18 protein-coding genes and 1 tRNA gene are annotated in these 19,046 nt (G+C 39.9%); 10 read left to right on the forward strand and 9 right to left on the reverse strand.

Annotation, left to right across the window (positions count from 1 at the left end; all coding sequences use genetic code 11):
* Positions 1-318: 318 nt before the first annotated feature.
* Positions 319-810: a RidA family protein gene (locus DZC72_RS13655; RefSeq protein ID WP_125223461.1), complete on the reverse strand. Its 492-nt coding sequence runs from the start codon at positions 808-810 to the stop codon at positions 319-321.
* A gap of 686 nt (positions 811-1,496) precedes the next feature.
* On the opposite strand from DZC72_RS13655, the gene DZC72_RS13660 reads away from it, so the two are divergent.
* Positions 1,497-1,835: a hypothetical protein gene (locus tag DZC72_RS13660; protein WP_125223462.1), complete on the forward strand. Its 339-nt coding sequence runs from the start codon at positions 1,497-1,499 to the stop codon at positions 1,833-1,835.
* Positions 1,836-1,990: 155 nt separating this feature from the next.
* On the opposite strand, the gene DZC72_RS13665 is transcribed toward DZC72_RS13660, so the two are convergent.
* Both DZC72_RS13665 and DZC72_RS13670 read right to left on the reverse strand, forming a co-directional pair.
* Positions 1,991-2,494: a carboxypeptidase-like regulatory domain-containing protein gene (locus DZC72_RS13665; protein ID WP_125223463.1), complete on the reverse strand. Its 504-nt coding sequence runs from the start codon at positions 2,492-2,494 to the stop codon at positions 1,991-1,993.
* Between the two features lie 297 nt (positions 2,495-2,791).
* Positions 2,792-2,876: transfer RNA gene (locus tag DZC72_RS13670), tRNA-Ser, on the reverse strand.
* Between the two features lie 130 nt (positions 2,877-3,006).
* Here DZC72_RS13670 and DZC72_RS13675 point away from each other — a divergent pair.
* The 5 genes from DZC72_RS13675 to DZC72_RS13695 all read left to right on the forward strand — a co-directional run bounded on the left by DZC72_RS13675 (position 3,007) and on the right by DZC72_RS13695 (position 8,376).
* The gene (locus DZC72_RS13675; RefSeq protein WP_125223464.1) at positions 3,007-4,014 is read left to right on the forward strand and encodes a glycosyltransferase family 2 protein; all 1,008 of its coding nucleotides are present in this window, start codon (positions 3,007-3,009) and stop codon (positions 4,012-4,014) included.
* A gap of 181 nt (positions 4,015-4,195) precedes the next feature.
* Entirely contained in the window at positions 4,196-6,115 is a 1,920-nt protein-coding gene (locus tag DZC72_RS13680; protein WP_125223465.1) for a BatA domain-containing protein, read from the forward strand.
* Between the two features lie 7 nt (positions 6,116-6,122).
* Complete coding sequence (locus tag DZC72_RS13685; RefSeq protein WP_125223466.1) at positions 6,123-7,382, forward strand: dihydroorotase; 1,260 nt, start codon at positions 6,123-6,125, stop codon at positions 7,380-7,382.
* A gap of 4 nt (positions 7,383-7,386) precedes the next feature.
* Entirely contained in the window at positions 7,387-7,713 is a 327-nt protein-coding gene (locus DZC72_RS13690; RefSeq protein ID WP_125223467.1) for a hypothetical protein, read from the forward strand.
* 3 nt (positions 7,714-7,716) lie between these two features.
* Positions 7,717-8,376: an alpha/beta hydrolase gene (locus DZC72_RS13695; RefSeq protein ID WP_125223468.1), complete on the forward strand. Its 660-nt coding sequence runs from the start codon at positions 7,717-7,719 to the stop codon at positions 8,374-8,376.
* Here the strand turns inward: DZC72_RS13695 and DZC72_RS13700 are convergent.
* Together DZC72_RS13700 and DZC72_RS13705 are read right to left on the reverse strand one after the other, a co-directional pair.
* Positions 8,373-8,867 (reverse strand): hydrolase, encoded by a 495-nt coding sequence (locus DZC72_RS13700; protein WP_125223469.1) that lies wholly within the window; start codon positions 8,865-8,867, stop codon positions 8,373-8,375. The genes DZC72_RS13695 and DZC72_RS13700 overlap by 4 nt on opposite strands.
* Before the next feature lie 3 nt (positions 8,868-8,870).
* Positions 8,871-9,647, reverse strand: a complete 777-nt coding sequence (locus tag DZC72_RS13705) for an MBL fold metallo-hydrolase (protein ID WP_125223470.1) — start codon at positions 9,645-9,647, stop codon at positions 8,871-8,873.
* 166 nt (positions 9,648-9,813) lie between these two features.
* Between DZC72_RS13705 and DZC72_RS13710 the strand changes: the two genes are divergently transcribed.
* Entirely contained in the window at positions 9,814-11,292 is a 1,479-nt protein-coding gene (locus DZC72_RS13710; RefSeq protein ID WP_125223471.1) for a nucleotidyl transferase family protein, read from the forward strand.
* Between the two features lie 265 nt (positions 11,293-11,557).
* On the opposite strand, the gene bcp is transcribed toward DZC72_RS13710, so the two are convergent.
* Positions 11,558-12,010 carry a thioredoxin-dependent thiol peroxidase gene (gene bcp / locus DZC72_RS13715; RefSeq protein ID WP_125223472.1) on the reverse strand — a complete coding sequence of 151 codons (453 nt, stop codon included), beginning with the start codon at positions 12,008-12,010 and terminating at the stop codon, positions 11,558-11,560.
* Positions 12,011-12,063: 53 nt separating this feature from the next.
* On the opposite strand from bcp, the gene DZC72_RS13720 reads away from it, so the two are divergent.
* On the forward strand, positions 12,064-12,726 hold the full coding sequence (locus DZC72_RS13720) for an endonuclease III domain-containing protein (protein WP_125223473.1): 663 nt from the start codon (positions 12,064-12,066) through the stop codon (positions 12,724-12,726).
* A gap of 13 nt (positions 12,727-12,739) precedes the next feature.
* Here the strand turns inward: DZC72_RS13720 and DZC72_RS17825 are convergent, their stop codons facing one another.
* From DZC72_RS17825 to DZC72_RS13730, 3 genes are all read right to left on the reverse strand, one after another.
* Positions 12,740-12,883, reverse strand: coding sequence for a hypothetical protein (locus DZC72_RS17825; protein WP_165776651.1), 144 nt, complete (start codon positions 12,881-12,883; stop codon positions 12,740-12,742).
* Between the two features lie 71 nt (positions 12,884-12,954).
* Positions 12,955-13,536: an RNA polymerase sigma factor gene (locus DZC72_RS13725; protein ID WP_125223474.1), complete on the reverse strand. Its 582-nt coding sequence runs from the start codon at positions 13,534-13,536 to the stop codon at positions 12,955-12,957.
* 542 nt (positions 13,537-14,078) lie between these two features.
* The gene (locus DZC72_RS13730; protein ID WP_099547221.1) at positions 14,079-14,660 is read right to left on the reverse strand and encodes a sigma-70 family RNA polymerase sigma factor; all 582 of its coding nucleotides are present in this window, start codon (positions 14,658-14,660) and stop codon (positions 14,079-14,081) included.
* 242 nt (positions 14,661-14,902) lie between these two features.
* Here DZC72_RS13730 and uvrA point away from each other — a divergent pair, with 242 nt between their 5' ends.
* Positions 14,903-17,683 carry an excinuclease ABC subunit UvrA gene (gene uvrA / locus DZC72_RS13735; protein WP_125223475.1) on the forward strand — a complete coding sequence of 927 codons (2,781 nt, stop codon included), beginning with the start codon at positions 14,903-14,905 and terminating at the stop codon, positions 17,681-17,683.
* A gap of 145 nt (positions 17,684-17,828) precedes the next feature.
* Positions 17,829-19,025, forward strand: a complete 1,197-nt coding sequence (locus DZC72_RS13740) for a hypothetical protein (protein ID WP_125223476.1) — start codon at positions 17,829-17,831, stop codon at positions 19,023-19,025.
* Positions 19,026-19,046: the final 21 nt, after the last annotated feature.

The following is a 19,046-nucleotide window of genomic DNA, read 5'->3' on the forward strand; positions in this document are numbered from 1 at the left end:
AGGTCTTAACACTTTCGTTTGAGGAAAAATGAAATGAAAAAGCCCGAATTTGAGTATTTGCTAAATAAAGGGGCACTAACGGATTGGAACTAGTCCCAGTAGCGGGACACAACACAGATGGCAAAACTATCTCCCCCGTCTGAATTGCTTTACCATACGATTGGATGAATACTTTAGTGGGGAACGAGCATAATGTTTGTGCCAGCGAGGGGCATTTATACAGAGCCTTTCGACTGACGCTCAAGACAGGCTAGGCGACGGAAAATCTATTGAAATTAGATTTCTCACAGTCATTTTATTTCGGTTCGAAATGACTTTTTATTTCCTTTCCACGACCGCTATCGCATCGATCTCCACCTTCCATTCCGGCAAACCCAAGGCCTGTACCCCCACCAAGGTGCTGGCGGGCATGTCCTTATCGCCCAAAAGCTGTTTGCGAACGGTTCTAAAAGTATCTAAATAGGCGGGTTGGTAATCCACGATATAGGTATTGTATTTGACCACATCATCAAAACTGGCGCCTGAATGTTCCAAGGTTTTTAAGAGCCCCTCCAACGCCTCCTTAAACTGACTTTCAAAATTAGGGCCCGTGCCCACTTGCCCTGAGATATGGATGGTTTTTATGCCGTTGGCTTCCACCACCACCGCTTGGGAATACCCGGGACCTGGGTCTATGTAGGATTTGGTGAGTTGGGTTCTGGCCCCCATAGATATCGGGGTTGGAGCTTGGGAATTGTCCGTTTCACCCGTGTTGGGTTGGCAGGAGATTACAAGCCCTAAGAGCATCATATAAGGCAATACATATTTCATTTGGATTCTTTTTTAGTTTGTTTTTTTGCGATGAGCTCCGTTTGTTTTCATACCGTTTCATTAGTCTGTTTTGTAGTGGAACCACGCGAAATGATTCGTGCGGTAGCGGGAGAAAGGCAAGAATTATAAATCCGTATAAATGTGAAACTGGTTTTTAACTTAGTTCTTTGTTGTAACACGTTTTATATTCTAATTCTACTTTTTTTAACTTATATAAATCTAATTGCCTTTTATAATAATTGAATTGTTTTGCCGAAAAACTTAAACAAAAAATAAAAGGTGTTAGTATGCCTAATTTTGATAATTCCACCGTATTTATTTGTAGACTTATAATATTCCAATTGTTAGCTTTTAAATAGAAAAAACAAAACCCAGTGATTCCCAAAAAGATTAAAATTAGAGAGATGAAGATTCTTAATTCCCATTTTTCCATTTCTTTTTTATAGAATCGGATATTCTTTTTTATTTCACTTTTTTTGGACATACAGTTGTTTAATCCTATTACAAAGATATTTTTCAACTGTTTGTAAATCAAGTGTTTTGCTGATGAGTTATTAACGTTGATTTGTAATATGTCAATATATTATAAATCAATTATACGTTAAGTACCTATAGTGCTGATATTTTGTATTTTTGAATAGGAATATAAATACTATATTCTAATAGTTGTAAATAACTTGTATAATATGAAACTTTATATAGTAAAAGGCATTGAAATTGATAGAAAAGAGTCAAACGATACAAATAAAAGAGTAGATAGTTTTATTGGTTATTATAGCAATCTCAAGGAATTATATAGTCAGTTTCAGCGTAAATCAATAAAATCGTATTCCTCTGTAGCAAGTAAAATTAATGATTCAAATTTCTACGTTACCTATGATTCTAAATTTTTGGTAGATGGGAAAATGATGAAGTTTCAACAAATTAGAATCCAAAGAGTTCAGGTAAACCAAACATATAATCAAATGAAATATGTAAATATTAGCCCTTTTATCGCTCAACAATTCAGTGATTTCAAATTTTAAGTAAGCCTTTGTGGTTTTAGAAATGTGTTACAACGGTTGGGCTATGATTTCGTAGCGACGTTTTCCTGCAGGAAATTGTCGGTTAGAAATCGGGCCCTGTTAAAGGTTAATGGTTTTAAATTTAGCGAAAATGCAGCAATGAATTATAACAGGGGTTAGCCACTGTTTTTATTTTTGAGTTTTTGTTTTAGCAACTCGATTTCTTTAGTCAGATTTTTTTCATCCATATAGATGATTAAACTGTCCGATTTTATTTCAAAATTTCTACTATACTTTTCAATCCAAGTTGATGAAATATAGGAATTCAGATTATCTGGGTCAGGGTAAAAAGGCTCATCAAAGTCAATTGATTCCGATTCCTTTTTTAATTTATTGTGTTGAAAACCTGAGTCAGATTCCAATTCAATCTCGAAAGGTTTATGATTGTCAAAAGTAATCCGAACTTGTGGAGAGTAACAAAATCCAGTCATTTCTCCAATGGTGAAATTACCGTTTTTGTCAGAAGTCGAAGTTAGATTTTTGTTGACCATTTCAATTTTCGCTCCACTTATAGGTTTGCCGATCTCTGATGAAATAATTTGCCCATTTACTTGAATCCAACAATCGCAAGAACATAGCAAAAGAGAAATTCCACTTAGTATTAAAAACTTGATTTTCATAGAGTTATAAAATAGTGGCTAACTTGTTAAAATTGATGTAAAATACATCTTTATACCTCCAATATAGGAATTAAACCGATGAAAGTGTTGATGTAAAGTGTCTTCAATTATTACTGCCTTTCGTAGTTAAGGCGGATGGGATTCACTGCATGCATCCCAAACAGGCAATCCCGGGCAAGCATGAAACCCTGCACAAACTACGTTTGTTGGGTTTTGTGTTTTGATCCGCTTGCAAAAGCATGCTTTTGACGCTACTTAAAACACAAAACCCGCAACTTTCGTTGCGGGTTTCTTTTGCGGAGAAAGAGGGATTCGAACCCCCGGAGGTGTGACCCTCAACAGTTTTCAAGACTGCCGCATTCGACCACTCTGCCATTTCTCCTAATGCGGGTGCAAATATAGAAAGGTTTTTACTTCTTTTAAAAACTTTTCTACTATTATTCGTATGTTTCCTTTTAATCCGACATTTGTTCCCTGGCACCGGATAAAATCCTTTTTATAACTTACCTCCCATGGTACACCCCTTGGTTAGCATCATCATCCCCTTTAAAAATACATCCGCCTATCTGGAGGAGTGCCTGAATTCCGTTCTGTCCCAAAGCTATTCCCATTGGGAAATAATCGCGGTGGACGATAACTCTACGGATGCAAGCCTTAAATTGGTGCAAGGCTTCGCACAAAAAGACACACGGATAAACGTATATCCAAATACAGGCAAAGGCGTTATACAGGCCTTACAAACGGCCTATGCCCATTGCCGCGGCTCCTTTATTACCCGAATGGATTCCGACGATATTATGACCCCAGACCGCCTACAGGTCATGACCAATTTGTTGTTGGAACATGGTGAGGGACATGTTGCCGTAGGACAAGTGAAGTATTTTTCGGACCGAGGTATTAGCGATGGTTACGATCGCTATGAAAAATGGCTGAACGGACTAACGGAGAAAGGAACGAATTTTACCGAAATTTACAAGGAATGTGTCATCCCCTCCCCCTGCTGGATGGTTTACCGGTCAGATTTTGAGGCCTGTGAAGGATTCAATCCCCAAAGATATCCAGAAGATTACGACCTTACCTTTCGGTTTTACGAAAAAGGACTCCACATTATCCCATGCGATAAAACCCTGCTGTATTGGAGGGACTATGACCACAGAACTTCGCGCACCAGCGAACATTACGCCCAAAACTATTTTTTGGACATAAAACTTCATTACTTCTTAAAATTAGATCATGATACCAACCGACCACTTGTGGTCTGGGGTGCCGGATTCAAGGGGAAAAGGATTGCCCAATCGCTCACCGAAAAGAATATTGAATTCTCATGGATCTGTGATAATCCAAAAAAAATTGGAAAGGAAATCTATGGCCATACCCTGCTTTCCTTCCAGGAACTCGACCACATTAAACATCCCCAAAGCATTATAACCGTTGCCAATGAGGAGGCACAAAAGGAAATTAGGGCCTTTTTTAAGCAAAGGACGATGCGTAATATGTTGGATTACTTCTTTTTATGTTGATACAGAGAGATGTTGGGCAATGCTCAGTGCATCCAGATTTTGCAATTTCAAACCAGACACCAAAGGAAATATTCCAAGGAAAATCAATTACACCCCACTCTGATAATTTGAACCTATACGGGGAACATAAAATGGGGAATATCAAGTCAAAATAAGTATCTTTGACCAATCACTTAAAGGAATGCAGTTTAAATATCCAGAACTTCTTTGGGCTCTTTTGTTACTGGCCATTCCCATAATCATTCACCTTTTTCAGCTTCGCCGTTTTAAGAAAACACCCTTTACCAATGTAAAATTGCTCAAAAAGGTCGTATCCGAATCCAGAAAGAGCAGTGTTCTGAAAAAGTGGCTCATTCTACTCGCTAGATTGGGCATTTTTGCAAGTTTGATCCTAGCCTTTGCCCAGCCCTTTAGTGCCAATGAGAATGCCCTTAAACCTCAGGAAACGGTCATATATCTAGACAATTCCTTTAGCATGCAGGCAAAATTGGACAACGGTACCCTATTGCAAAATATGGTGCAGGAACTTATTAGAACCGTACCCAAAAACAGCGCGTTTAGCCTATTCACCAATGATAAGGTTTTTGAGGACGTTGAAATTGCGGATATACAGAACGAGTTGATCGACCTCTCCCCTAGTACGAACCAATTGACCCTGGACCAGGTACTTTTAAAAAGCACTTCCATGTTCGATTCAGATCCGGCCTCCCTAAAAAGAACGGTACTTATTTCGGATTTTCAGGAACGGTTGGGACCTTTGCCAAAATTGGATGAAAACCCCAACGTCTATGTAATTCAACAGGTCCCTAAGGATTTGGTGAACGTTTCCATAGATTCCGTTTACATTTCGGATTCGGACACTGAGGTCATTGAACTCACCACCATACTGTCTTCGAACACAAGCCTTGAAACACACGCTGTTTCCCTTTACAACGGGGATGATTTAATCGCGAAAACATCGGCTGCCTTTAACGATTCAAGAATTGCATCGGTGACCTTTTCCATCCCTGCCAACGCCCCTATCGCCGGAAGGATTGTCATTTCGGATACGGGACTCCCCTACGATAATGAATTCTTTTTCAATTTGGAACGTCCTAAAAAAATCAAGGTGCTGGCAATTTCCAATGGGGATATCGACTTTTTAACTAGGATATACAATGCCAACGAATTTGATTTGACTTCCACCCCATTGGGCCAGGTAAACTATGGGGCCATAGAAGATTATGACCTGATAGTTTTAAATGAATTGGAAGAAATACCCACAGGTCTGGAAAATACGCTACGCACCTTTGTTGCCCAAGGAGGAACTTTTGTGGTAATCCCGGCGACTGTTATTGACCTTGCGTCCTATAATAGGTTCGCCACCTCCTTTTTCAACACCAACTATGGAGCGTATGTAGTACAAAAGGCGGCCATTTCCACTATTGCCTTTGAGCATCCCATTTTTAGGAATGTCTTCAATAAACGGGTAACCAATTTTCAATATCCAGAGGTTAACAGTTATTTCAGCCTACGTTCAGAGGGGCAAAACGTCCTGACTTTTCAAAACGGGAACGCATTTCTAATAGGCGGTGAGAATTCCTATTTCTTCTCTGCGGCATTGGATGGGGAAAATTCAAATTTCAAGAGTTCCCCCCTCATTGTGCCTACCTTTTATAACATTGCCCGCAACAGTCTAAAATTGCCCAAGCTATATCACACCTTGGGCAGATACGAAGAACTGGAAATACCTGTTTCCCTGCCCAAGGACCATATCCTAAAAATTGCGACCAATGCCTATGAATTCATCCCGCAGCAAATTTCCCTACCTAAAAAAGTCCAATTGACCTTTGATGAAAACCCAACTGAGGATGGTATTTTTCAAATTATGAACGGGGATGAAGTGTTAGGAAAAATCAGTTTTAACTTCGATCGCAAGGAGAGTGGGCTTAGGTATCAAGATATTGGCAATATTGAAAGCGACAGGGTTCTTGATTCAATTTTCAAATTTTTCGACGAGGTCCAAAAAACCAACAGCGTCAACGAATTTTGGAAATGGTTTGCTATTTTAGCACTGGTTTTTGTACTAACGGAATCCGCACTTCAAAGGTTCTTAAAATAACTCTTAGATGAACATACTTCTAAAATCGGTAAAGCTCATACATGGGAAATCCAAGGAATTCCACCTTAAGAAAAGAGATATTTTAATCAAGAACGGCATCATAGAAAAAATTGGAACCGATATTGATGCACCGTCCAAAGCAAAAATAATCGACCATAAAAATCTACATGTCTCCCTAGGATGGATAGATACCGGGGCAAGTTTTGGCGAACCGGGGTATGAGGAAAGAGAAACCATTACAAATGGTCTAGATACGGCAGCGCGGAGCGGGTTTACCGATGTAATTTTGAATCCCAACAGTTTTCCCCTCCCTGATAGTAGTTCCGATATTGTTTTCCTGAAAAATGCTGGAAAAGGCCATCTCACCAATATTCACCCTTTGGGTAACCTTACTGTAAACGGCGATGGGGAAACCCTGGCGGAACTGTATGACATGAAAAATGCGGGGGCCGTGGGGTTCTATGATTTCAAACATGCAGTCTCCAACCCCAACCTGCTGAAAATCGCCCTGCAATACGCACAAAACTTCAACGGCATGGTGCTATCCTTTCCCATGGACACCCATATTGCCGGAAAGGGAAACGTGAACGAAGGGACCGTTAGCACCAAACTTGGGTTAAAAGGAATTCCGGCCATGGCCGAAGAGCTTCAGGTTTCCAGGGACCTGTTCATTTTGGAATATACCGGGGGCAAACTGCATATCCCTACCATCAGTACCGCAGACTCCGTGAAACTAATAGCAGCGGCCAAGAAAAAGGGACTCCAGGTTACGTGCAGCGTAGCTGTTCACAACCTATTCCAAACGGACGAAGTGCTGGAGGGTTTTGAGAGCAACTACAAGGTCTTGCCGCCCTTACGGACTTCCAAGGATTGCAAAGAACTCATAAAAGCCGTTAAAAATGGCACCATCGATTTTGTGACCGCTGACCATACCCCCCTGAACATTGAGTTGAAAAAGGTGGAATTTGAGAATGCCGATTATGGCACCATAGGCCTGGAAAGTAGTTTTGGGGCCTTGAACCAGTTATTTACCTTGGAGGAAACGATTGATATACTCACCCGGGGCAGGGAACTATTCGGGATTGAAATTCCTGAATTTAAAGAAGGTGCCAAAGCAACCTTGACCCTATTCGACCCAGACCCGGAATATACCTTTACCGAAGCCCACATCGCCAGTAATTCAAAAAACAGTCTATTCTTGGGCCATACACTTAAGGGAACGGTGCTAGGTACGATTGCCAACGACCAAATCCACATAAATATCTAGAAGTATGGCAGAAAATGTAGTTGAAGGAAAAAACACGGCCATTATTTCCTATTTGACCCTCATTGGGGCCCTAATAGCCATTACCATGAATATGGAGCCCAAACATGACTTTGCAAGATTTCATATTAGGCAGGCCTTTGGCATCCACCTTTTGTTCCACGCTTTTGCCCTTTTTTCCAGTGTTTGGTACAACCAGTACGGCCTGTACGGACTTTATATCTGCTATTTGGCACTTTGGTTTTATGGGTTCTTGGGCGCCCTCAACAATAAAAAGCAAGGTGTACCTTTGTTAGGAACCTATTTTCAAAAATGGTTCACTTTTATCCAATAGATCATGACTACAGCCCCCTTATCGTTAGAACATATCATCAGACCTTCCTCCATCCAACAGGGCAAGGCTCCCGTATTGTTAATGTTACATGGGTACGGAAGCAATGAGGAAGACCTGTTTTCCTTTGCTGAGGAATTGCCCAGAGAGTATTGTATAATTTCCATTAGGGCACCGTATAAATTACAACCCTTTGGATACGCCTGGTATGCCATTCATTTTGATAATGAGCAAGGTAAATGGAGCGACGATGCACAAGCCATAGCATCCAGGGATAAAATTGTCGCCTTTATAGAAGAGGCATGTAAAGCCTATCAACTGGACCCAGAGGATGTTACCTTACTTGGTTTTAGCCAAGGGACCATTCTCAGTTATGCGGTTGCACTCTCCTACCCTGAAAAAATAAAAAGGGTCGTAGCCCTAAGCGGTTATTTAAACGAGAAAATTCTTAAAGAAGGGTATGCCGAAAAGGATTTCCAATCGCTAAAAATCTATGCCTCCCACGGGCAGGTAGACCAAGTGATACCTATAGCATGGGCCCAAAAGGCTCCTGAACTTCTGAACGAGCTAGGTATCGACCATGTATTTGAAGAATTTCCGGTGGGACACGGTGTGGCTCCCCAAAATTTTTATTCCCTTAAAAAGTGGTTGGAAGAAAACCGCTAGTTGCTTCTGGTATACAAAAGATGGTCCATAAGGGTAAAATCAACGCCCAGATCATCCTTTAGTTCGTACCGGATCAGGATTTCGCCCCAGTATTTTCCATCCGAAAAATCGGCTAAAATCCATTTGTGGTTCAGCACCTTGATTTTATTGATCTTAAAATCGTTCTGCATGCCCTCATAGGGTACCAACGGGTTATCTCCCTTGGATTCATTGGTTTCCAATAATTTATCGGAAATGTATCGGACAGGGTTCTCAAGTTCCAAATGGTCATAGTACGCCAAGGCATCATCGTTGTTTTCCAACGAGAAATACTGCAGCTCCAATATGCGCAGTTCCTTTTCCTGCAGAGAATCTTTCAAAGCGTCTACCTTGGTCTCCAAATTCTGGATTCTATTGGTGTTCACCTTGGACATTTTACTACCACTGACCGCTAGATAAAGACAAATTAATGCGGCAAAAAGAAATAGGTACAAATAAATATTCTTCTTCATATTTTATATCTCAATAGTAAGATTGTCATAGGCCAAATGTACATTTTCTGGAAGACTCTTTTCAACTTCGGCATGAAAACCCAATAAATGGCTTATATGGGTAAAATATGCTTTCTGTGGCCTCACTTTCGCCACAAAGGCCAGTGCCTCCTCCAAATTAAAATGGGAATGATGGGGCTCTATACGTAAGGCATTCACGACCAATACCTTGGTGCCTAGAATCTTTTCGAATTCTTCCTTTTCCACTGATTTTACATCGGTCAAATATGTAAAACCTCCAATGCGATAGCCAAAAACCTTTAGCCTGTTGTGCATTACTTGAATGGGAGATACCAACCGGTCGCCCACTTCAAATTCATGGTCCTTTTGAACATAATTGATTTCCACCGATGGTGCCCCCGGATATCTATCCTTGTCCTTAAATATATAATCAAATCGTTTTTTTAAGGATTTCACGACGCGCTTATGGGCGAAAATGGGAATATCCCCCTGTCTGAAAAAATATGGCCTAATGTCATCGATACCTGCCGTATGATCCGAGTGTTCATGGGTGAAAAGAATCCCGTCCAACCTATTTACTTGATTGATCAACATCTGCTGTCTAAAATCCGGACCACAATCGATCACATAGTTGTAGTCACCCCACGAAAGCAAAACCGAAACCCTAAGCCTTTTATCTCTAGCATCTCCACTCAAACAAACAGGGTGTTGACTACCTATGACCGGTACTCCTTGTGAAGTACCCGTTCCAAGAAAAGTAACCTTTAAGCCTTCTTCCATATTATTCAAATTTAATCCTTATTTAAGAAAATAGAGGCCTAAAATGGATTAAGCTTGTGCCAAAATGAATCGCCCGTGCGTAATTTAATGATAAGCGGTATTTTTTTGATTGGTTTGGCCATTAGGTTGCCCATTCTTTATAACTTTGTTGAAACAAATTAAAAGAATGGCCTCAGTTTTAAAGAGAGAAAGTGTTTTCGAGAATATCCCCTCGACCAAAGCCAAAACTTTAAGAATAAACCTTAATCCGGATATCTACGGAACCTTTGCCGAGATTGGGGCCGGACAGGAAACAGCCCGCCATTTCTTTAGGTCGGGAGGTGCATCGGGCACCATCGCTAAGGCCATGAGTGCCTATGACAAGGATTTTAGTGATGCCATTTACGGCGTTGAGGAAGACGGCCGGTATGTGACACAGGCCCGTTTGAAGACCATGCTCCAGTATGAAATGCAGTTGATGGAGGAAAGGATCAGCCGGGAGAAACACCCCAACAGGGTTTTCTTTTCCTATGCCAACACGGTTGCCACGATTGATTTTTCCAAACGCTATAAAGGCCATGGTTGGGTAGGTATCAGATATCAATTGGATCCAACGCAAAAAGAATACGACGAAATCGTATTGCACGTTCGTTTTAAGCAAAACGAAGCCAGGCTTCAACAAGAGACACTTGGTATTTTGGGTGTAAACTTAATTTATGGTGCCTTTTATAAGTACCACAAGCCTAAAAAAATGCTGAAATATCTATACGATCATATAGATAAGGATACCTTGGAAATAGACATGATCAATTTTTCAGGTCCCAATTTCAAGGATGTGGACAACCGTTTGATGAGTCTTCAATTGATTCGAAACGACATGACCGATGCCGTCATGTTTGGTCCGGACGGAAACAACCTATTACCGGCCGCCGTACTTTACAAAAAAAATATTTTGGCCTTGCGGGGTAGTTTTAGACCCGTTACCAAGGTGAATATGGACATGTTCCAAAAATCTTATGATATTTTTGTACGCGATCCACAGGTAGATCCAGAAAATAGTATCGTAATCTTTGAAATTACCCTTTCAAACTTAAAGGCATCTGGGGAAATTGACGAGGAGGATTTTATGGACCGTGCAGAATTACTATGTTCCCTAGGGCACTGCGTAATGATTTCCAAATTTCAGGAATATTACAAACTGGTAGAATATTTCAACAATTACACCAAAAATAGGATAGGTCTTACCATGGGGGTAAATAACCTAGTTGATATTTTTGATGAAAAATACTATCGCCATTTAAGCGGTGGCATTTTGGAGGCCTTTGGAAAACTGTTCTTCAAGGATCTTCAGGTGTATCTCTACCCCATGAAGAACCCAGATACCGGCCAAGTGATGACCAGTAACAACGTGAAGGTACATCCAAGGATGAAGGAGCTCTACAAGTTCTTCAAATACAATGGCAAGGTCATGGACATTATAGACTATGAACCGGATATCATGGATATTTTCTCCAGGGATGTACTGAGAAAAATTATGAACGGGGAAGATGGTTGGGAAGAAATGCTTCCGGAAGGTATTGCCGAAATCATCAAGGAAAAAAACCTGTTCAATAAAAAGGAACTTTCAAAACCGGAAGAAATTGAAAAGGAAATAGAAAAAAAATAACCGCTTAGAAAGACGGTTATTTTAAAAAGTTTCGGGGACATGGAAAGACTTGTAATAGTTCCGTTTTAACACCTCACAAGTAGCAAATTCCAAAATGATGAATTGGTAAAACGCCTACTTCTTATATCACCCAAGTTTTCAATAAATACCTTAAAAAAGAACCCCGTTTTTAGGAAGAAAGCTTTAAAAACGAGGTACTTATTTTAGAACCGGAATGTTGGCTCCGATTTATTTTGGGTTGGGCCTATTTTTGAAAGCCCCAATTCTAATCCAATAATTGGGCGGCGTGGTCCTTGGTCTTTACTTTGTCTATAACCTTGGAAACGATTCCTTCTTCATTGATTACGAAGGTTTTTCTATGGATACCATCATATTGCCTTCCCATAAACTTTTTTGGTCCCCAAACACCAAAAATATTAAGGACGGTATGGTCTTCATCTGCCAATAAAGGGAATGGAAAGTCATATTTGTTCTTGAAATTCGATTGTTGTTTCTGTGAGTCGGCACTCACACCAAGAATCTCATAACCAGCATCTTGCAAGGATTTATAGTTATCCCTTAAGTTACAAGCCTCTGCGGTACAACCAGGGGTATTTGCCTTTGGATAGAAAAAAACGATCAATTTCTTTCCACTATAATCGGATAAATTAATAGTATTGCCATCCTGATCTTTGGCTGAAAATTCTGGGACCTTATCCCCTTCCTTTAGTGTTTTCATAGTCAATTATCTTATTATTTTGTTCACTATTATTTTTATAAAATTAAACAAAAATGACGAAGGCAGAAAAGGTATCATACGCAATTTCCAAATTACAGGAACTATATCCAACCATTCCCGTTCCCTTGGAGCATAAAGATTCCTACACCCTATTGATTGCTGTGCTGATGTCCGCCCAAAGTACGGATGTGAGGGTCAATCAAATAACCCCACTGCTCTTTGAAAAAGCGGACAATCCCTTTGATATGGTTAAAATGAGCGTTGCCGAAATTAGGGAGATCATAAAGCCAGTGGGGTTATCACCCATGAAATCCAAAGGAATTCACGGACTTTCAGAAATTTTAATCGAAAAATATAATGGTGAGGTTCCCCAGGAAATCGAGCTACTTGAAGAACTACCCGCCGTTGGCCACAAGACCGCCAGTGTGGTGGTTTCACAGGCATTTGGAATTCCCGCATTCCCTGTAGATACGCATATCCATAGATTAATGTACCGTTGGGGGTTTTCAAACGGAAAAAACGTAGTCCAAACTGAAAAAGATGCTAAGAGACTATTTCCCAAAGAGTTATGGAACGATTTGCATCTCCAGATTATATGGTATGGCAGGGATTATTCGCCTGCCAGAGGTTGGGATTTGGACAAGGACATTATCACCAGGACCATTGGAAGAAAATCGGTCATCGATGAATACCTAAGAAAAAAAAAGACCCGCTAGGCGGGTCAGTATTTTAGTTTAAATAGGTTTCGAACTCCATGTCCTTGTACTTTACATCGTACAGTGCCTTTGAAAAACTTAAGAGAAAGTTGATTGTTTTTGGGCAAACTTTTTTAAACTCTGTTCTTTCCTGATAATTAGAGTAAATTTTTTCCATATTTCCATTGTTGTTACATTAAATTAACGCAACTAAAATGGAAATATTGTTTATCTATTTATTCTGACGTATCAATTCGTTAAAACGATGTTGTGTTTTTCAATTATTTTTCTAAGGTTGATAAGGGCATATCGCATTCTTCCAAGGGCGGTATTGATACTTACACCGGTATTTTCAGAAATTTCCTTGAAACTCATATCCTTGTAGATTCGCATGATTAAGACCTCCTTTTGGTCATCGGGCAATTCTTCGATCAATTCCCTTAAATCCGTATCGATCTGGTCTTTGATCAGTTGTTTTTCGGCATTCAACTTGTCATCACCAATTACAGAAAAAATATTAAAATCCTCGCTCCCCTCGAACATTGGCATCCTTTTGTTCTTCCTAAAGTGGTCAATGATCAGGTTGTGAGCAATTCGCATTACCCATGGCAAAAACTTGCCTTCTTCACTGTAATTACCTTTCTTCAGGGTTTTAATAACCTTAATAAAGGTATCCTGAAAAATATCCTCGGTGACATCCCTATCCAAAACTTTGGAATAAATAAAGCTTGTAATACGTTGATTATGTCTATGGATAAGAATCTCCAATGCTTTCTCATCGCCGCTGATGTAATCTCTTACTAGTTCTGAATCTTCAATCTGTAATTCCATATTAGTTACTTTCATTAGGTGACAGGGTGGGGATCCTGATTTTGGTTATTGATTAATTGTAATTAGTCGTTCAATTCTGATATAAAACTAGATAAATCGCACCCTGTAGGAAAAAGTATGTTGTAAAACCGCCTTTTTATGATGTGAAAGCCTAAAAACCTATTTTCTGTACAATAAATGCACATTTTATAAGTTCGCCGGTACCTAAGAAACGGTCCTGAAAAAATAGAAGATTGTTCGAACACCAGTGCTCTGGAAGGTTATCGATAAAAAAACCCCGGAGAAAATTTCCCCGGGGTTCTTATTGTTTGATAGAAAATATGCTTAGTTCAAGTTATTTTCAAATTTGATGCCTTTGGCTTCACTTATATTGAGAGATTTGGAGTAATCCAATAAAAACTTGATTGTTTCTGGTTTTGCGGATACTACTTTAGAGTTGTTTACTTTAGTTTGGTAAATTTTTTCCATATTACTTCCGTTTTGGTTACGGTTAAATAACGCCAACGGAACCAATATAGTAGATCCATTCGACCTGTTACCAATTAATTCGTTAAAACTATACTATTCGCCTCAACAAGCTTTCTTAGATTTATCAAGGCGTAGCGCATTCTTCCTAAAGCTGTATTGATACTTACGCCCGTATTTTCAGAAATTTCCTTAAAGCTCATATCCTTGTAAAGGCGCATTTCCAAAACCTCTTGCTGGTCTTCTGGAAGTTCCTTTATCATCCTTGCCAAATCCGTATCAATTTGTTCCTTGATCAATTGTTTTTCCGCGTTTAGCTTTTCATCGCCCATTAAGGAAAAAATACTGAAGGAATCCGTACCGTCGCACATGGGCATTCGATTGCTTTTTCTAAAGTGATCTATAATAAGGTTGTGTGCAATGCGCATCACCCAAGGCAAAAATTTGCCTTCTTCATTATAGGCACCTCGTTTGAGTGTACGTATAACCTTCATAAAGGTATCCTGAAAAATATCCTCGGTCAATTCACGGTCTCCTACCTTGGAGTAGATGAAGCCCGTTAAACGTGCATTGTGACGGTTGATAAGCACCTCAATGGCCCTTTCGTTACCGTTCATGTAGTATTTTACTAGCTGGGAATCTTCAAGTTCCTGTATCATAAGCCTTACTTTTGTGGGTTAAATTGGGGGTCCAAGTACCAAAATGGTCATAGGACATTTAAAACTTTTTTAACTTCAAAAGTAATTTTAGGCTATAGGCTCTTGCATTTATTGAAGCTCAAAGATATAAAAAAATAAATACTCCAAAAAAAATGTGAAAAAGTACTCGACGAAATGAGATTTGGGGCAAATGGATTTTAACCTAACGGTCAAGTCGTATCTTTGCAACTTTAATAACGCATATGATTACGATATCCCAAGTTGACCCCAAAAAAAACATCATTATCAAGGGCGCAAAGTTGCACAACCTAAAAAATATTGATGTTGTCATTCCTAGAAACAAGTTGGTGGTCATTACGGGCCTTTCAGGATCCGGAAAGTCAAGTTTGGCTTTCGATACACTTTTTGCCGAAGGACAAAGAAGGTATGTAGAAAGTCTTTCTTCCTATGCCAGACAATTCCTTGGAAAATTGGACAAACCAAAAGTCGATTATATAAAAGGTATTGCCCCTGCCATTGCCATTGAGCAAAAAGTAAATTCGACCAATCCAAGATCTACGGTGGGCACTACTACTGAAATCTATGATTATATAAAGCTCCTTTACGCCCGCATTGGGAGGACATTCTCTCCCATATCAGGTAATGAGGTAAAAAAAAATACCGTATCCGATGTCATTGAACACGTAAAGCAATTTGATACGGATACCAAATTATTGCTACTTGCCCCTGTTACCATACGCGATGACCGCGATGCATTAAAATCGCTTCAGTTATTTTCCAAACAGGGCTATGCTAGGATCAAATACCAAGGGAAAGTAATCAGAATAGACCAGGCCCCTGAAGATATAGGTAAAGAATTTGATCTTGTGGTGGATAGGATTATCACCAAGGACGATGAAGATTTTTACAATCGATTGGCGAATGCCGTGGACAATGCCTTTTTTGAAGGCAAAGGGCAATGTATCATCGAAGAGCTCTCTACATCTAAACAACGACTTTTCAGCAACAAATTTGATTTGGATGGAATGACCTTTTTGGAGCCTAATGTGCATCTCTTCAGTTTCAACAATCCCTATGGGGCCTGTCCAAAATGTGAAGGATACGGGGATGTAATTGGTATCGACGAAGATTTGGTAATACCCAATACAGCCCTCTCCATTTATGAAAATGCCGTTTTTCCCTGGCGGGGGGAAAGCATGGGGTGGTACCGCGACCAATTGGTCAATAGCGCCTATAAATTTGATTTTCCCATTCACAAACCATGGTTTGAACTATCGGAAGATCAAAAAAAATTGGTCTGGGATGGAAACAAGCACTTCATAGGGCTACACAAATTCTTTGAAACACTTGAAGAAAAAAGTTATAAAATTCAGAATAGGGTAATGCTTTCCCGCTACAGGGGAAAGACAAAATGTAACGTTTGCAATGGCAAAAGACTAAGACCGGAGACGGAATACGTGAAAATTGGTGGGAAATCCATTTCTGATCTAGTAGGCCTTCCTATTGAGCGCCTGATTCCCTTTTTCAACAATTTGGAACTTACCAAACACGATGCCAAAATAACGGACAGACTTTTGCTGGAAATCAATTCCCGTTTGGGTTTCTTGGACAAAGTGGGGCTCAATTACTTATCCTTGAACAGAAAGTCCAATACCTTATCCGGGGGAGAAAGCCAGCGAATTAACCTGGCCACCTCTTTGGGTAGTAGTCTCGTAGGTTCCATGTACATTCTAGATGAACCGAGTATTGGACTTCACCCAAAGGATACCGAAAACTTAATCGAAGTATTGCTTTCCCTAAGGGATTTAGGAAATACAGTCATTGTGGTGGAACATGACGAGGATATTATGAAAGCTGCGGACGAGGTTATCGATATTGGTCCGGAGGCCGGTACCCATGGGGGAAACATAGTTGCCCAAGGTACTTTAGAGGAAATCTTGAAATCCTCTTCACTTACAGCAAGCTATCTTAACGGAACCATGAATATTGAGATTCCCAAAGAGCGGCGTACTTCCAAGAATCATATAGAAATAATAGGTTGTAGGGCAAACAACCTCAAAAATATCAATGTTACTTTTCCATTGGATATGCTAACCGTAGTAACCGGTGTATCCGGCAGTGGAAAAAGTACCCTTGTAAAAAAACTATTGTACCCTATAATACTCAAAGAAACTGGAGGCTACGGCGAAAAGGCCGGTCAATTTAGTTCCGTCAATGGAAAATATAAGCACATAAAACATGTGGAGTTTGTGGACCAAAACCCCATTGGACGCTCTTCACGCTCCAACCCGGTTACCTATATAAAGGCCTATGATGAAATACGTACCCTTTTTGCGGGCCAGAAACTAAGCAAAATCAGGAATTACCAAGCAAAACATTTTTCATTCAATGTAGATGGAGGACGATGTGAGAAATGCAAAGGAGAAGGTGAAATCACCGTGGAGATGCAATTTATGGCCGATGTACACTTGGAATGTGATACCTGCAACGGAAAACGGTTTAAAAAGGACGTGTTGGAGGTTACTTTTAACGAAAGGAATATCGACGATATTCTCAATATGACCATCGACGATGCCATAGATTTCTTCGAAACAGGCTTACAAACCAAAATCGTTGCCAAATTGAAACCTTTGCAAGATGTGGGCTTGGGCTATGTAACCTTGGGGCAATCCTCCTCCACCCTATCCGGTGGTGAGGCACAACGTATCAAATTGGCCAGCTTTTTGGTAAAAGGCGCAACGAAGGACAAAGCACTTTTTATATTTGACGAACCCACGACAGGACTCCATTTTCATGACATTCAAAAACTCTTGAAATCCTTCAATGCCTTGATAAAAAAAGGGCATTCCATTGTGGTGATCGAGCACAATATTGAACTCATCAAGTGCGCGGACTACATCATCGATTTAGGACCGGGCGGTGGCGAAAACGGGGGGCAATTATTAGCCGAGGGCACACCTGAGGAAGTAGCAAAAAACTCCAGATCGTACACCGCAAAATATCTTTTAGAAAAATTGATCTAATCTAAAACTTTATTTTATTTAGAAGAATATATATTTAAATAATTGATTTTCAATTATTTAAATATATATTCTAATTTCTGGCACGCTCTTTGTTTTATGTAAGGCGAGTGTAAATAGTTGCACTTGAAATTTAAAACCTTATATCATGAAAAATTTAGTACTCCTTTTTACGGCGATGATTTTAGGCACTACAGGTGTCTTGGCCAACGGTACGGTAGAAGATAAGGTTGCAACGCGCAATGCTTATAGGTACAACAACTCATTTATTTTTGTTGAAAATGGCATTACGTTTTCAGTATACCCAGATGGGGAGTTCGACTTCTACATTGAGGATTATGTAACTGGAAGAAGAAACGGAATTACCTTCAACTCAGGGTATGATTATAGCCCTTACGCACAGTATGATGATTACGGTGCGGTAATCCAAGTGGAAAACGTTCCCATTTATTACGACTTCTATGGAAGGGTTAACCAGATAGGCGATGTAGATATTAGATATAGAAACAATAGGGTTCGTAGTGTAGGCGGCATGTTCGTTTTTTATGATAACAGAGGATTTTACGATTACCATACAGGTTTTATCAATATTTACAATCGACATTATGTGTATAGACCATTTCACGGGTTTTTCGTAAGACCTGCTATAGGATTCGCTCTGGTTTTCAACAGACCTTACAGAAGATTTTACACGCCAATAAGGTACACCTATTACAGACCTTATAAATTCAATACCCGTAGGGCTTATGTAAACATTGGCAGGGAACATAGATACAATCAAGTGAGACGCGAAAGGGCGAGTATCTATAGAAATGATAATAGGGTAGCCGTAAGGGAGAATTCCTATAGAGGTAACAAAAGTACGGCTTACAGAAAAAATGACGGAGTTCGTTCCAACAATAACACAGCAAGAAGAAGTGATGATTTTAAGTCTGGAAGAAGTGTAGCCTCTAGTAACAATGGCCGAAAAACGGATAATTCCGTAAGAAAATCCTCAAGTGTGAATAGAAGCAGTTCAACAACGGTAAGGCGCGGTAGTGATAATAATACGGTTAGAAGTAACGAAAAAAGAAAAGTGGTATCTACAAGGGAGGCAACCAAAACTCCACGAAGTACTACGGTAAAAAGAAGTACCACCACGTATGCATCACCTACTAACAGAAGTACAGCGAGCCGTAGTAACGAAAGTAGGACCGTCACCCAAAGAACCGTAAAAAGGACCGTTACACCTTCCAACAATAGGAGTACGGTCAGTAAATCGACAAGATCGGTCAGTAAAGCTCCCTCTAGAGGTACTACCCGAAGCAGTAATACAAGATCCGCTTCTAGAAGGAATTATGAATAATTAAGATAGTTTTTAGGTTGG

Origin of the sequence: Maribacter algicola (genome assembly GCF_003933245.1) — a bacterium.
GTDB classification, from domain to species: domain Bacteria; phylum Bacteroidota; class Bacteroidia; order Flavobacteriales; family Flavobacteriaceae; genus Maribacter; species Maribacter algicola.

What these genes read in the sequence shown, in the direction of transcription:
- DZC72_RS13655 (WP_125223461.1), bottom strand. Translation starts at nt 810, where the DNA reads ATGAAATATGTATTGCCTTATATGATGCTCTTAGGGCTTGTAATCTCC.
- DZC72_RS13660 (WP_125223462.1), top strand. Translation starts at nt 1,497, where the DNA reads ATGAAACTTTATATAGTAAAAGGCATTGAAATTGATAGAAAAGAGTCA.
- DZC72_RS13665 (WP_125223463.1), bottom strand. Translation starts at nt 2,494, where the DNA reads ATGAAAATCAAGTTTTTAATACTAAGTGGAATTTCTCTTTTGCTATGT.
- DZC72_RS13675 (WP_125223464.1), top strand. Translation starts at nt 3,007, where the DNA reads ATGGTACACCCCTTGGTTAGCATCATCATCCCCTTTAAAAATACATCC.
- DZC72_RS13680 (WP_125223465.1), top strand. Translation starts at nt 4,196, where the DNA reads ATGCAGTTTAAATATCCAGAACTTCTTTGGGCTCTTTTGTTACTGGCC.
- DZC72_RS13685 (WP_125223466.1), top strand. Translation starts at nt 6,123, where the DNA reads ATGAACATACTTCTAAAATCGGTAAAGCTCATACATGGGAAATCCAAG.
- DZC72_RS13690 (WP_125223467.1), top strand. Translation starts at nt 7,387, where the DNA reads ATGGCAGAAAATGTAGTTGAAGGAAAAAACACGGCCATTATTTCCTAT.
- DZC72_RS13695 (WP_125223468.1), top strand. Translation starts at nt 7,717, where the DNA reads ATGACTACAGCCCCCTTATCGTTAGAACATATCATCAGACCTTCCTCC.
- DZC72_RS13700 (WP_125223469.1), bottom strand. Translation starts at nt 8,867, where the DNA reads ATGAAGAAGAATATTTATTTGTACCTATTTCTTTTTGCCGCATTAATT.
- DZC72_RS13705 (WP_125223470.1), bottom strand. Translation starts at nt 9,647, where the DNA reads ATGGAAGAAGGCTTAAAGGTTACTTTTCTTGGAACGGGTACTTCACAA.
- DZC72_RS13710 (WP_125223471.1), top strand. Translation starts at nt 9,814, where the DNA reads ATGGCCTCAGTTTTAAAGAGAGAAAGTGTTTTCGAGAATATCCCCTCG.
- bcp (WP_125223472.1), bottom strand. Translation starts at nt 12,010, where the DNA reads ATGAAAACACTAAAGGAAGGGGATAAGGTCCCAGAATTTTCAGCCAAA.
- DZC72_RS13720 (WP_125223473.1), top strand. Translation starts at nt 12,064, where the DNA reads ATGACGAAGGCAGAAAAGGTATCATACGCAATTTCCAAATTACAGGAA.
- DZC72_RS17825 (WP_165776651.1), bottom strand. Translation starts at nt 12,883, where the DNA reads ATGGAAAAAATTTACTCTAATTATCAGGAAAGAACAGAGTTTAAAAAA.
- DZC72_RS13725 (WP_125223474.1), bottom strand. Translation starts at nt 13,536, where the DNA reads ATGGAATTACAGATTGAAGATTCAGAACTAGTAAGAGATTACATCAGC.
- DZC72_RS13730 (WP_099547221.1), bottom strand. Translation starts at nt 14,660, where the DNA reads ATGATACAGGAACTTGAAGATTCCCAGCTAGTAAAATACTACATGAAC.
- uvrA (WP_125223475.1), top strand. Translation starts at nt 14,903, where the DNA reads ATGATTACGATATCCCAAGTTGACCCCAAAAAAAACATCATTATCAAG.
- DZC72_RS13740 (WP_125223476.1), top strand. Translation starts at nt 17,829, where the DNA reads ATGAAAAATTTAGTACTCCTTTTTACGGCGATGATTTTAGGCACTACA.